The organism is Brasilonema sp. UFV-L1, assembly GCF_012912105.1.
In the GTDB taxonomy this organism is placed as follows: Bacteria; Cyanobacteriota; Cyanobacteriia; order Cyanobacteriales; family Nostocaceae; genus Brasilonema.
The window spans coordinates 1-13,063 of record NZ_QMEA01000170.1 but is presented as its reverse complement, the minus strand read 5'-3'; the positions used below and the strand labels follow the sequence as shown (position 1 = coordinate 13,063).

Genomic DNA, 13,063 nt, shown 5'->3' with positions numbered 1-13,063 from the left:
TTAATAGAGATTTAATGCGATTAACTACGATTTAACGTTACCTAGTGATTAGACGTACATAACTGCTTTTTGGTACTTTTGCCTCCTACTTTACTTTACAAGGTTGTCAGGAGGTGAGCTTGGTATCGCTAACACTTGAAACAACCAAATTTCATCATCCACATTATGGTTAATTTGTACAGTACATAACTTTTATAAAGAAGATTCACCAATTCTGGTTTCTAAAGTTTTCTCAGACAACCAATCTGAGAAGATAATGAATGTGGTTTTGCTATTTGCACTCCAAACATGAGACAGCAAAACCAAGGCGTAGCGTACTAATGGGAGTTTTAATGGAAACAAAAACAGCCAAGCTTCTTGATGGTAAAGCTTTAGCTAACAAAATTCAGCAAGAACTTTCTGCAGCGATTACACAATTGCAACCCCAAAAAGGACGCCCGCCAGGTTTAGCAGTACTGATGGTGGGCGATAACCCAGCGTCAGCGGCTTACGTACGTGGTAAAGAACGCGCTTGTCAGAAAGTGGGTATTGAGTCTTTTGGCAAGCATTTTCCCACACAAACGACTCAAGCAGAACTAGAAGAAGTCATTGCTGCACTCAATCATGATCAAAGGGTGGATGGTATTCTCGTGCAATTACCCCTACCCAACCACTTGGATGCTGTGACGCTTTTGCATCAAATAACTCCAGATAAAGATGTTGACGGATTGCATCCAGTTAACTTAGGGCGACTCGTGCGAGGAGAACCCGGTTTACGCAGTTGCACTCCCGCTGGGATTATGCGGCTGTTGCAGGAATATGACATTCCTTTGCAGGGAAAACAAGCGGTGGTGATAGGGCGTAGTATTTTGGTGGGCAAACCACTTGCTTTGATGTTGCTAGAGGCAGATGCGACTGTGACTATTGCTCATTCGCGATCGCACTCTTTACAGTCGATCACCACAAATGCTGATATTCTGATTGCAGCAGTCGGTCGTCCAGGACTCATCACTGCTGACATGGTGAAACCGGGCGCTGTTGTGGTAGATGTGGGAATAAATCGTGTTGTAGAGTCAAGCGGTGATAGTCGTCTAGTTGGCGATGTCCACTTTGAGTCAACTGCTGGTGTCGCAGAATTTCTCACACCAGTTCCTGGCGGTGTTGGTCCAATGACTGTAGCCATCTTGCTACAAAATACAGTGGAGAGTTATAGCCAACGTTTCCATAGTTAGGAATAGTCTTTTGTCCAGGACTTACGCACGAACAACGTAATCATAGTCCGCAGCGATCGCAGCGTTAGCGCAGGCCCCCTAAGGGGCTAGCAATCGCAACCCGCTGTTTTTAGTCATGCGTGCGTAAATCCTATTGTCGGCAAAAATATAACAAATGACTCATGGCGAATCACCTACGTACAAAATTCAAAATTCCAAAAAATCATTCTTTCGGATTGAATTTTGAATTTTGAATTTTGAATTCCCCTTTGGGGGTGACTCTTTCTCGTAAAATTGTTACGTGTATAACAGAACTTAGGGAATTTAGGGATGGTAGCAGCTGATAACATTCAAAAAACTCCAGAAGAAGTCAAATTTGATCTACGAGCTTATCTCAAAGAGCGACAAAAGCTTTGTGAAGTTGCTTTAGATAAAGCTATTCCTATCAGTTATCCAGAAAAGATTTATGAAGCAATGCGCTACTCGCTCATGGCAGGAGGTAAGCGTTTACGCCCGATTCTTTGCCTTGCTAGCTGTGAGATGATGGGCGGTACCATCGAAATGGCACTTGCAACCGCTTGTGCTGTGGAGATGATCCACACAATGTCTTTGATTCACGACGACTTACCAGCAATGGATAATGATGATTACCGTCGCGGTCAGTTGACAAATCACAAAGTTTATGGTGAAGATATTGCAATTTTAGCTGGGGATGGCTTATTAGCTTATGCATTCGAGTATGTCGCCACTCATACTCAAAATGTACCACTGGAGCGAGTTGTACAAGTCATTGCTCGTTTGGGTTACGCCACAGGAGCGACTGGCTTGGTTGGTGGTCAGGTACTTGATTTAGAATCAGAAGGGAAGACAGATATTTCCCTAGAAACGTTGAATTTTATTCATAATCACAAAACGGGTGCTCTTTTAGAAGCTTGCGTTGTTTGTGGTGGAATCATAGCAGGAGCATCATCTTCAGATGTGCAACGACTGACTCGCTATTCCCAAAACATTGGGCTTGCCTTTCAAATTGTTGATGACATTCTAGATATTACTCAAACCGACGAGCAATTGGGCAAAACTGCTGGAAAAGACCAACAGGCTCAAAAGGTGACTTATCCTAGCCTTTGGGGACTGCAAGAATCAAAACAAAAAGCTCAACAACTTATTGAGGATGCTTGTGCCGAATTAGAACCCTTTGGAGATAAAGCTTTGCCTCTAAAGGAATTAGCGCACTTTATCATCAATCGTACGCATTAAACAAACGATAAATGATGAATCATGAATGATAAAAACGGGACTGCTTTACATTTTCTCATTTATCATTCATAATTCATATCTCTTTTTATAATTCATCATTCAGAATTTATAACTTTTCATTTCATCAAAATAGCATGCAGGACATAAGCCACATATTAGACAACCGAGTGTTGTGGGTTGCTGTGGGAGCTTGTTTGATGGCTCAAGCATTAAAGCTTGTCATTGAACTCGTCAAGAATCGTAAACTGAACGTAAATGTTTTAGTGACAACTGGAGGTATGCCTAGTGCTCATTCTGCATTGGTAACAGCTCTTGCAACCGGAGTCGGGCAAACTCTTGGCTGGGCTTCCTCAGAATTTGCAGTGGCAGCGGTTTTTGCCATTATCGTCATGTATGATGCTGCTGGAGTTCGTCAAGCTGCTGGAAAGCAAGCCCGTATTCTGAATCAGATGATTGATGAATTGTTTCACGAACACCCAGAGTTTGATGGCGATCGCCTCAAAGAACTACTAGGACACACACCTGTCCAAGTTATTGTTGGATCGGCGTTGGGTATAACTATTTCGTGGTTGGCCAAATCAACCGGCGTATTAATTGTCAGTCCATAATCCATCAAAAAAGTGACTACATTTTGCTGAGGGCTACTGCAAACGCACGGCTGAACGCAGTAGCATCACTTTACGACTATCTACAAGTACGGCAAAAAAACCTTGTTCGCTCAGCTTCTTCAGCGTGCTATATGCTTCTTTTTGGTTAGTCGTGTAAGTAGCTAGCAAATAAGGGCGTTGTCCGTAGGAAACAAAACCCACATCTCCTTTCACAGCATCCCGCACTTTGTTCGCAAGTTCTGGTTGGTTATAATAATCTACTAATACAGCCAAACCTTCTCCCAAACGTTCGGGTTTATAGCTAACAGTCTGAATCGGCGGTGCTGGTGTGACTGTATTCTGTTTCTGTGCGACTTCTGACGGTCGGGTGGTGATTATAGCAGATAACCCAGCAATATTGTTGATATACCTCGCCCAACTATTCGCATCATCTATCTTGTTAAACCCACCAATCCGCGTCACTGTGTCTTTGATATATCGACAGATGGTTGTCTTAGTAGTAGGCGGTAAGGCTTGACGTAACTGCTTCTGATTTTCTGTTGTTGGACTATTAACCAACAAAAGATACTCACCAGCATTAGGAGGTTGACAGACAGGAAGCTCTTGCTGTTGAGCATAAGCAGAATTCATCCCACTACTTAACCCAATAATAGCTAGCACTAAACCACTCACAAAAGTATTTGGTATCTGAAATTTTTGAACAACAGTCTTATACATAAAAGTTTATTGATTTTTCTCAACAGATTATATTGAGTTATTAGTCAATAGTCTATAGTTTAATAACTAGTAACTAATGACTAATGACCATATATTTAAGATACAGCAGCAACAGATGCCAACGCATCAGGGATTTCTGGTACAGGAGCTTGAAATTCGCCTGTCAGGACATATTCTAATCGAAGTTTTAACCAGGTAATAAATTGGGGATTCGTGGAAATAATCGCCACTGCTGGTTGAGGACATTTTGCCTTAACTTCTGACATTTGGGATGCTTCCAGAAAAGCTGGTTGCCTAACCACCCAAAAATCAATTTCTTTCTCTTGTTCGTGGTAGTGACGAGTGCGTTCCTTGAGAACTTCCTCCATTGGTTCTTCTTCAAGAAGAAAGCGTTGACTTGCCAAAACGTAATAGTATTTTTGCATTTTCATCCTTTGTTAATCAGTGATGGTAAGACACATACAGATTGCGCTGTGTCTTACACAATAACTAAAACATAAAGTACCTGATTTAGGAATGGAAGGGACAACCACCTTCTAGCTGTTCGACAGTTGTTTGTTTATGAGAGCTTGTTAGCTTTTTTAGGAAGAGACTGTTGTCGAAGTAGTGCTCTATGGAAAGAACTTTCAAGTCATCAGTGACACGCGCCAAGCTTAGACCGATGACTTCTACCGTCTCTCCTGTTGGTGTATAGTCTTTATATGTACCGCTAAAAGTTCCCCAATGTCGCCATTTAAACGTAACATTTGGTGGACCAGAGAAAACCTCAAGCACTTCCCATAAAAATCCTTTGGGAAATGCAGTATGGAAAAGATTGGCTGATGATTCAAAGTTTTCCTCAGATGCCTTGTATTCTTCTGTATCACCGATAAATAAATTATAAGTGCCAGCCTCTACCACATCTGAAGCTGTATAAACAGGGCCACCATTACTACTCATACGAAAGTGTTCGTTCACAACCGACAACCACTGCTGTGGGTTGGTTTTGAACGATGCTTCCATCTCAAAAGTTCTGACTAAGTTTTGGACAATTGCTTCTAGTGAACCTTCAGGAAAGTTGTATGTACTTTCTTTTGCAAGATTCTCTTTTGAGCGAGAGTAATCTGGAGGGGTTTGATAGCGCCACTGGGCGTCACGACTATGTGCAATGACTGTGTCTCTATCTTGTACCCAAAGTGGCGTATCGTTCGACTGTGTTGCGCTCATAAATAAATTATGGTCAGAAAATAATCATCGTATTGAACATACCAAAAACTTTCTGGATTTACGCAGTCGAACCCCAAAATAATTGAGTTATGCTGAGAGTTGTTACAATTGACCTCGCATCGCTAATTTCATCTCACGGACTGCTCTTTCCATACCAACAAGTGCTGAGCGACTAACGATGCTGTGTCCAATATTTAGTTCTTCCATCCCTGGTAGACAAGCCACAGAATAGACGTTCCAATAGGTGAGTCCATGTCCAGCATTCACTCGTAGCCCTGCATTTATTGCTTGCTCACACCCTTTAGATAAAAAGGCTAATTCTTGCTCGCGGCTAGTTTCATCCTGAGCCTCAGCATATCGCCCAGTGTGTAGCTCAATAAATTTTGCTTGTACCTTGACAGAAGCTTCAATCTGTGCAGGTTCGGCATCGATAAACAGACTGACAGGAATACCAGCGCTTTGCAATTTATCAACCACCTCACCTATTCTATCAATTTGACCGACAATATCCAGCCCGCCTTCTGTAGTGACTTCTTCTCGCTTTTCAGGGACTAAAGTAATGTAATCCGGTTTGATGTCTAGGGCAATAGCAACCATTTCATCTGTCGCCGCCATCTCTAAATTAAGATGCGTTCTCACTGTTTGTCGCAACAGGCGCACATCCCGTTCTTGAATATGTCGTCTATCTTCTCGCAAATGCGCCGTAATACCATCTGCACCTGCTAATTCTGCCAGTATCGCCGCCGCCACGGGATCTGGTTCCACCGTCCGCCGTGCTTGGCGAATGGTGGCGATATGATCAATGTTTACACCAAGTGTAGGCAACCCGATTATCCCCCTATACACAGTCCTCAGGTTTTGATCTTACAGTTGAATGGTAACTGTCTTAGAGGGTGTCTGAAAAGATTGAGTGGGTTCTCCCGCATCCCACTTGCAGCTTGATAGGAGCAATTAAGCAGCCGCCTGAGCAATTAATTGGTTAGCAATCTGCTGCGCTAAGTTAATTGGGATTGCAAATCCCAATCCTTGAGCACCTTGAATAATAGCAGTGTTCACACCAATGACTTGCCCTCGTTGATTCAGCAGTGGTCCACCTGAGTTACCAGGGTTAATCGCAGCATCCGTCTGGATAAACCCAACTCCCTGACCTCGGGAACCAAAAGCACGGCTAGAACGGTCTGTTCCACTAATAATACCGACTGTTACAGTGTTGTCTAAACCGAGAGGATTACCAATGGCGATCGCCCATTCCCCAGGTTTCAACTGGTCAGAATTACCAAGACTAACTACAGGCAGATTGTTAGCCTGTATCTGAACAACAGCCACATCAGTTGATCTATCCTGCCCCAAAACTCGACCTGTGAAACTCCGACCGTCTTTCAAAGTTACAGTCACCCTATCTGCTCCCCCAAGAACGTGAGCGTTTGTCAGAATCAGACCATTCGACCTAATAATGAACCCCGAACCTGTACCTCTTGCGACTCGTCTACCATTCGTATATGGATTTCTTAAAGTGCGCGTAGAGTCAATCCGCACTACAGCAGCTCCGGTTTTTTCTACCGCAGAAGCAACAAAGTTAGTATCTGTGTTGCCAATTGCCGCAGAGGGCAATTGAGCGATTGGTTGCTCAGACAGTACTGGATTTGTGGGCATCAAATGTACACCCAACAAAGCCGTCACAGCTCCAAGAGATACTAAAGACAAACTCGTGAGAGACTTTTTCAAAGAAACAAAAGAGGACATCGTAAATTTCCTATAAATAAAGATGATTTGAGACAGAATTATTGGAGACAAACGCCGTTTTCCTCAACCACATTCATTAGTTAGCGTTAACAATTTGCTTGACAATATTCTGCGCTACTTGAGTTGTTTCATTTAAAAGTTTTAGGTCTACGTTTTTATCATTTGGTGTGTGGTAATTCGGCTCTTGACCTCGGTAGAAAAACATGACTGGCACGCCCTTGTTTGCAAACGGTGCGTGGTCGCTACCACCAAAAGAGCCAAAAATTTTCACTTGCGGGTCAAGATTTCGTGCAAATTTCGTTAAAGATGACGTACCACCAATCCCCAATTGGTCGTTCACACCAACCATATCGAAATTGATCATAGCTTTCAGCCCAGAAAGAAACTGCGACTGTGCCTTATTGACAAAAGCTCGCGAACCGTGCAGCCCGTCTTCTTCAGCATCAAAGGCGATGAACCAAGCTTGACGAGCAGTCGGCGTACTAGATAGATTACGAGCAACAGCCAGGACAACTGCTGTTCCTGAAGCATTATCGTTTGCTCCCGGAGAACCAGGTACAGAGTCGTAATGTCCACCTAGAATAATTTTTGGCGCAGTCACACCTGCAAGATGTGCTATAATATTACGTCCTGTGACAACACGTCGCTGGGCATTCACATTCAAGTTGACATTCAAGGGTACACTTTGCACACGTTGAATTAAGGGATTACCTTCCTTACCGGAAAGAGCCAGAACAGGAATTTTTACCTCTTCACCAAGCGTTCCGTACACATCCCCTACTTGATTGTTGACAATCACTAAACCAACAGCCCCAGCAGCAGAGGCATTTTTCGCTTTTTCCGAAAAACGAATTTCACCGCGCCGGACAATGGCAACAGCCCCCTTAACATTCACTGCAGCAAAATCAGCTTTGCGTCCGACATTAGGAACCACTACCAGTGGCGCATTCAATTTTCCAGGGATTGTACCATTGAGCGCTTTCCCCTCAACTGTCGTTCCATCAACAGTCAAATTTGAGCCTAAGTCTTGAAACTTGGGATAAGTAAAAGTTTGGACTTCAGTCACATAGCCAGCTTTGCGATACTCTTCAATCAGATAAGCACTTGCCTTTTCCATGACTGGTGTCCCAGCCACTCGCGGACCAAGATTTACTAAAGCTTGCACATCTGCAAAAGTACGGTTGGACTCTTGAGCATTAACGACACTTTGAGACTGGATAACAACTCTTGCACGATTTGGCTGAGCAAAGCAAGCTGTAGGGAGTCCAACCAAAACAGCTACCAGCGCTGTTTGTAACCATAATTTTGCTTGTTTGTTTAGTAGAAGAATTGATTGGAATTTTGTGTTCGTCACCTTTGTACTTACAGTTAGAAATCGCAGAACCAGTGAACAGTGAACAAATAGTAAGCTAAAACACATATAACTTGCATAATTTAAAGTTTTGATAAAAAGCATCAAACTCTTTTATCTCTTACTCTGCGTCCTCTGTCTTGGAAAGCTCTGAGCCTCGCTCCTTTGAGGAGCTTGCGCTAACGGAGGAAACCTCCGCTCAGACTTTCCGCTGCGCCTGGAGCGGTTTAAAATGCAAATTAAATGTGGAACAGCTTTAGGACTTACGCAAAAACTCTTTTAAACTCTCTTAACTTCGTGCTCTTTGCGTCCTATGTCCTATGGCTAACGCCACGCTAGCCCCAAGAGGGGCGCTGCGCAAACGCTATCGGACACGCTAGCCCCGTTCGGGGGCGCTGCGCAAACGCTAATGCGGTTTATTTTTTCATTATTTTGCGTAAGTCCTGAGCTTAACTGACAACTGATAACTGTTAAACGTATGCAATGAGGCGACCACAAATAATTACACCAGTCCAAAGCACAAGGGAAATGATTGCGATCGCCCTCACCACTACTGGAGTTTTCACACCCCGGTTCCAAAACTTAACGGATTTCAAAGCCACTCCATGAAAAAAAGCCGCATTTATCCCAGTGGTACACAATAGCAAAAGCTTCAGACGAAAAGCTGGATTTGCTGCTATTTCAGTTGCATCCACTGCAAACAGGAGGAAACCTGATAGCACGACAACCGCAAAACTCAGGTAAGCCCAGGGCAAGAGGTATCGTGCCATATCTGTTACCAACAGGTGACGAGAGAAACCAAGTAACCTGAAATCGAACAAAGCAACTGAACCAAAGACAATGGCTAAACCAAGAATATGCGTTGTTTCAATCATTGGGTAAAGCCATAGCCACTGGCGAATTGCTGAGGACAAGGCACTGTTTTCTAACCACAACCACCAGCTTGTTTCAGCAAGGTTCATCAGCGTAGTTCTACTGTTTGTTTTCCTATAGTGATTCGTTCTGCTCTCATTTCACTCGTTTCAGTGCGATGAGGGTAGCCTACTAATCTCACTCGCTGCCCAACCTGCAAAGCGTTTTGGGCTAACCCACGTCTCTGCATTCTGGCAGGTGGTGCTAGGACTGCTTGCCATACTTTATTATCATCTGTTTTCACTTCTATTGTGGTGTGCGGATTATCGTACTTCACGTTCTGGATTTCCCCTGTCACATTGAGTGTTTGCTCGTTGTTGTACTCACTCCAGCCGTGGTGTGCGCTAGCACTTTCAGTTCCAGAAGCTAAGAAAGTCGCAATTGTTGCTGCAGTCAGTGCAGCCTGCACAAAACTTTTTTTGAGCATGGCTTTGTTTGCCTGTTGCTGATGATCCATGATTTGATTCCCCTGCTTTTCTTAAGTTTCGTACTGTTTTGCTCAGTTCACTTGCACAGTCTTTCCACCAATCGTGATTTGCGACGCGCCCATTTCGTTGGAACCATCATAAGCAGGCCATCCTACCACAGTTGCAGTTGACCCTACCTTGAGAAAGCTTCGGGTTAATCCTCGCCGTTGTGCTTGGGTAGGTGATGGTAAGTCAATCCTCCAAACCCGTTTAGAGTCTCCAGTTGTTTGAAGCTGCATACGAATGTGAGGATTCGCATATCTGACTGCTTTAATCACCCCTGTGATTGTCCGTGGATGTCCAACATCATAAGTTGTGTCATAGCCGTGGTGTGCTGCTACCTTCCCAGCAAAAGTAAGGCTCACAACTACGGTCATTATGGCTATCCAAAAGAACTTAGAGCGCTTTGCAATCATACGTTTGGCGGTGCTAAGTTTTGTGAAAGAATTCAGGTGTGTTATGCGATCCCACCTCGAATCCCTCCCTATTAGCGGGACAGGATGTCGCAGATGGAGTAAAGTTTTAAAGTTATCGTGGATGATAAACCAAACATAATATGACAGAAATGTGAGATTCTTGTTATTTCTTATTGTGAGAGGCAAGTATGACAAAAAAATGTCAGTCCCTGCTAGGTAGGAATGAAAAATTAAACTTCTTATCGCTCTACTTTAGAGGTAGTTCAATTTGAAAGGTTGAACCTTGCCCAAGGAGACTCTTTGTCGTAATCTGTCCTCGGTGGGCTTGGACAATTTGTTGGGCGATCGCCAGTCCTAAACCAAAGCCACCTGTTTGACGCGATCGCGCTGTATCAACCCGATAAAACCGTTCAAAGATATGGGGTAAATCTTCCTCAGGAATCCCAATACCATTATCTTCTACCTGAATAATGGCTCTGTGCGATTGTGTCAAGAGTCTGAGTGCAACTGTACCACCCTCAGGAGTGTACTTAAAAGCATTGCTAAGTAAATTTACAATCGCCTGTTTTAACAAATCTGGATCAGCTTTTAGGCTAACAGGTGACTGGGGTAAGTCAGAAGTCAAATTGAGATTTTGTGCAACTGCTAGTTGCTGATACTCTTGAGCTATAGATTGCAGGAGTCCAACAAGGTCTATACTTTTTAATATTGCGTTATCTAACGGTCCATCCTGACGAGCAAGAAACAACAGATTATTAATGAGATTGCTCATTGATTTCGCAATCTCCGTAATATTTTCTAGACGAAAACGCTGCTCTAATTCATCCTGTGGAGGCATCAAAGCCACTTGTGCATTACTTAAAATAGCAGCTACAGGAGCGCGTAACTCATGAGAAGCATCAGCAGTGAAGCGTTGTAGTTGTTCGTATGCCCGACGAGTTGGTTGCATCGCAAGTCCCCCTAAAAACCAACCAGTAATACCTATCGTGCCTAAAGTTACTGGTAAGCCTATTGTCAAAAATAATCTTGCTCGATTTAAGTTTTTACGTAGAGGAGTCAGAGAGACAGCAACTTGAACATAACCAATCAACACATTATCTTGTATAACTTGTGACGTTAGTTCTCGAAACCATTCTTTCGTAGTAGAAACTCCATTGCGATTCCTACTGATTTTAATAGTTTGAAAACCAGGAGCAACAGTTAATTTTTTTGAACCAGACACACCAGTAGAATCAACTAATTCTCCATTGAATTTGTACAACCGAACATACGCCAAGTCATTGTTAATTGGTGGTAGTGTATCATCAAAAATTGGATTATCTCTTCGCTCAAACTGAGTTCGTTTGTTATACAGCTTGTACAGTGAAGTTCTGGCAATAGCTTTGCTATCAGAATAAAGTCTCTCATCAAAAGTCTGAAGCTGCTGTTGAACAACCAGGTAATATGCTATGCCAGCAAATGTGATGAAGATGCTCCCCATCGATATTGTAAATAAGTATGCCAAATTGCGACGGCTACGAACAAACATAATTAGTCAAGAGTCAAGGTCATTTCATCTTTCGGGAGCATCAAGCCGATAACCCATAGCATAAACATTTTCTAGCCAATCTTTTGCTCCAACTGTTTGCAGGCGTTGTCGCAGTCGGCGCACCAGTGTTGTCACAGCATTACTTTCTGGTTCTGTGCCCCATCCCCAAAGAGCTTGTTCTATTTGATGATGAGATAGAATTTGACGAGGATGGCGCATCAAGTACTCCATGAGTTGAAATTCTCGACCAGATAATTGAGCCGTGAGTTGATTTCGCTCAATAGTCAGGTTATTGAGATCCAAATGTAAATCTGCCAAACTAAGTTTGTCTCCTTGCCAAAGTGGCGATCGCCTTCTCAAAGCCCTCACCCGTGCTAGCAGTTCGACAATATCAACTGGTTTTACTAGATAATCATCTGCTCCAGCATCTAAACCATAAACTTTATCTGATGTCGTGTCCTTAGCAGTTAGTATCAGTACTGGGGCAGTTTTTCCAGCCCGTCGATATTCCTGACAAAGGTCAACACCACTGACTTTAGGAAGCATCCAGTCTAAAATCAGCAAATCATAATCTTTTTGAGATAAGAGCCACTGGGCTGTTTCTCCATCTTCGATCGCATCAATGATATGTCCTGCTTTAGTGAGCGCAGCTCGCAGTGGTTCTAATTGAGCTGGGTCATCTTCCACTAGTAAGATTAACATGGGGCGATCGCTGCTGTTGTTTTTTCTCTATCCTAGTGTACGTAGTCTCTGTAAAGTAGACCTAGTTAATCTATGCTCCAATCCCGATGGTTTAAGATTTTACGTTTTTTGGGATTAGAGTTTTGGCTACCCCTACCATTGCTTGGATTGGCTTTTTGGGTGGGGAGTGGATTTGTGATGGACACTATATTGCTGCGCGATCATCAATCAACAAATCCCTTAAAAGTTGAAACATTATTAGCAAAGCAATCCCCAACACTGGTACTATCGATTACAGTTCAAATCAAAAAGCATCAAGGTATTTCTAGAGTTAGAGTCAAAACAGCGTCCAAAGCGCAAAAAAAACTAGAATTTGAATTTCCTATCACAGAACTTAGTGCTTTGGAAGCAGCAATTAGCAAAGAGTTACGATTGCCAATCGATGATGTGAGAAAGTTGATGCGCGCATCAAACTAAAAATGAATATTAAAACAGTACACAGTGACCAGTGAACAGTACACACTGATCACTAATAACTGATAACTAACAACTGGTAATTGGTAACTGGTAATTGGTAACTGGTAACTGATAACTGGTAACTGTTACAGCACATTTCAAGTAAATGAAGTACACTACTGAAGTCTAAAAGGCAGATAGAAAGCTCTTTTTACTTCTGACCGGAGGCGGAGCTTTCCTTGCTCCGCTCCTGACTCCTGACTCAGGAATTGCTGCTGTAATATATTTTGTGTGTTCTTTGCTGTGTCTATAAACCGGAATATTGAGAGGTAATTTATAAACTCAGATCTTGCACCTAACCGTATAAGCCCGGACTTAGTCAAAAGCAGCGCAAGAAAGTTACACGATTTTTCTTGTCTTTTCTCAGGAAAATAAGGGCTTAGGTTTCGTACTGAGTTTTAAAATTCAATCAACTTTTCTTGGTGCAAGATGTGAGTAAAGTAAATATTAAGTAGGGTGTGTTACGGCTAT

15 protein-coding genes are annotated in these 13,063 nt (G+C 42.9%); 4 read left to right on the top strand and 11 right to left on the bottom strand.

Features of this window, described 5'->3' with window-relative positions; translation table 11 throughout:
- Positions 1 to 332 precede the first annotated feature (332 nt).
- From folD to DP117_RS30240, 3 genes are all read left to right on the top strand, one after another.
- Entirely contained in the window at positions 333 to 1,211 is an 879-nt protein-coding gene (gene folD / locus DP117_RS30250; RefSeq protein ID WP_169221899.1) for a bifunctional methylenetetrahydrofolate dehydrogenase/methenyltetrahydrofolate cyclohydrolase FolD, read from the top strand.
- A 309-nt stretch (positions 1,212 to 1,520) separates the two neighbouring features.
- A complete protein-coding gene (gene crtE, locus DP117_RS30245) occupies positions 1,521 to 2,447 on the top strand; it encodes a geranylgeranyl diphosphate synthase CrtE (protein ID WP_169221898.1) in 927 nt (308 codons plus the stop codon).
- 134 nt (positions 2,448 to 2,581) lie between these two features.
- A complete protein-coding gene (locus DP117_RS30240; protein WP_169221897.1) occupies positions 2,582 to 3,055 on the top strand; it encodes a divergent PAP2 family protein in 474 nt (157 codons plus the stop codon).
- Between the two features lie 33 nt (positions 3,056 to 3,088).
- On the opposite strand, the gene DP117_RS30235 is transcribed toward DP117_RS30240, so the two are convergent.
- From DP117_RS30235 to rppA, 11 genes are all read right to left on the bottom strand, one after another.
- Positions 3,089 to 3,772, bottom strand: coding sequence for a hypothetical protein (locus DP117_RS30235; RefSeq protein ID WP_169221896.1), 684 nt, complete (start codon positions 3,770 to 3,772; stop codon positions 3,089 to 3,091).
- Between the two features lie 95 nt (positions 3,773 to 3,867).
- Positions 3,868 to 4,197: an MgPME-cyclase complex family protein gene (locus DP117_RS30230; RefSeq protein WP_169221895.1), complete on the bottom strand. Its 330-nt coding sequence runs from the start codon at positions 4,195 to 4,197 to the stop codon at positions 3,868 to 3,870.
- A gap of 85 nt (positions 4,198 to 4,282) precedes the next feature.
- The gene (locus DP117_RS30225) at positions 4,283 to 4,978 is read right to left on the bottom strand and encodes a SnoaL-like polyketide cyclase (protein WP_169221894.1); all 696 of its coding nucleotides are present in this window, start codon (positions 4,976 to 4,978) and stop codon (positions 4,283 to 4,285) included.
- A 102-nt stretch (positions 4,979 to 5,080) separates the two neighbouring features.
- On the bottom strand, positions 5,081 to 5,803 hold the full coding sequence (locus tag DP117_RS30220) for a pyridoxine 5'-phosphate synthase (protein ID WP_169221893.1): 723 nt from the start codon (positions 5,801 to 5,803) through the stop codon (positions 5,081 to 5,083).
- A gap of 126 nt (positions 5,804 to 5,929) precedes the next feature.
- Positions 5,930 to 6,721, bottom strand: coding sequence for a trypsin-like peptidase domain-containing protein (locus tag DP117_RS30215; RefSeq protein WP_169221892.1), 792 nt, complete (start codon positions 6,719 to 6,721; stop codon positions 5,930 to 5,932).
- Between the two features lie 76 nt (positions 6,722 to 6,797).
- Positions 6,798 to 8,075: a M28 family peptidase gene (locus DP117_RS30210; RefSeq protein WP_339381065.1), complete on the bottom strand. Its 1,278-nt coding sequence runs from the start codon at positions 8,073 to 8,075 to the stop codon at positions 6,798 to 6,800.
- A gap of 467 nt (positions 8,076 to 8,542) precedes the next feature.
- On the bottom strand, positions 8,543 to 9,034 hold the full coding sequence (locus DP117_RS30205) for a DUF6644 family protein (RefSeq protein WP_169221891.1): 492 nt from the start codon (positions 9,032 to 9,034) through the stop codon (positions 8,543 to 8,545).
- Positions 9,034 to 9,441, bottom strand: a complete 408-nt coding sequence (locus DP117_RS30200) for a DUF6152 family protein (RefSeq protein ID WP_169221890.1) — start codon at positions 9,439 to 9,441, stop codon at positions 9,034 to 9,036. Before DP117_RS30200 ends, DP117_RS30205 begins: the two co-directional genes overlap by 1 nt.
- A 42-nt stretch (positions 9,442 to 9,483) precedes the next feature.
- Positions 9,484 to 9,828 (bottom strand): DUF6152 family protein, encoded by a 345-nt coding sequence (locus tag DP117_RS30195; RefSeq protein ID WP_169221889.1) that lies wholly within the window; start codon positions 9,826 to 9,828, stop codon positions 9,484 to 9,486.
- A gap of 286 nt (positions 9,829 to 10,114) precedes the next feature.
- Complete coding sequence (locus DP117_RS30190) at positions 10,115 to 11,395, bottom strand: ATP-binding protein (protein WP_169221888.1); 1,281 nt, start codon at positions 11,393 to 11,395, stop codon at positions 10,115 to 10,117.
- Between the two features lie 24 nt (positions 11,396 to 11,419).
- Positions 11,420 to 12,097, bottom strand: coding sequence for a two-component system response regulator RppA (gene rppA / locus DP117_RS30185; RefSeq protein WP_169221887.1), 678 nt, complete (start codon positions 12,095 to 12,097; stop codon positions 11,420 to 11,422).
- Positions 12,098 to 12,169: 72 nt separating this feature from the next.
- Here rppA and DP117_RS30180 point away from each other — a divergent pair, with 72 nt between their 5' ends.
- Complete coding sequence (locus DP117_RS30180) at positions 12,170 to 12,553, top strand: hypothetical protein (protein WP_169221886.1); 384 nt, start codon at positions 12,170 to 12,172, stop codon at positions 12,551 to 12,553.
- The last annotated feature ends 510 nt before the right edge of the window (positions 12,554 to 13,063 follow it).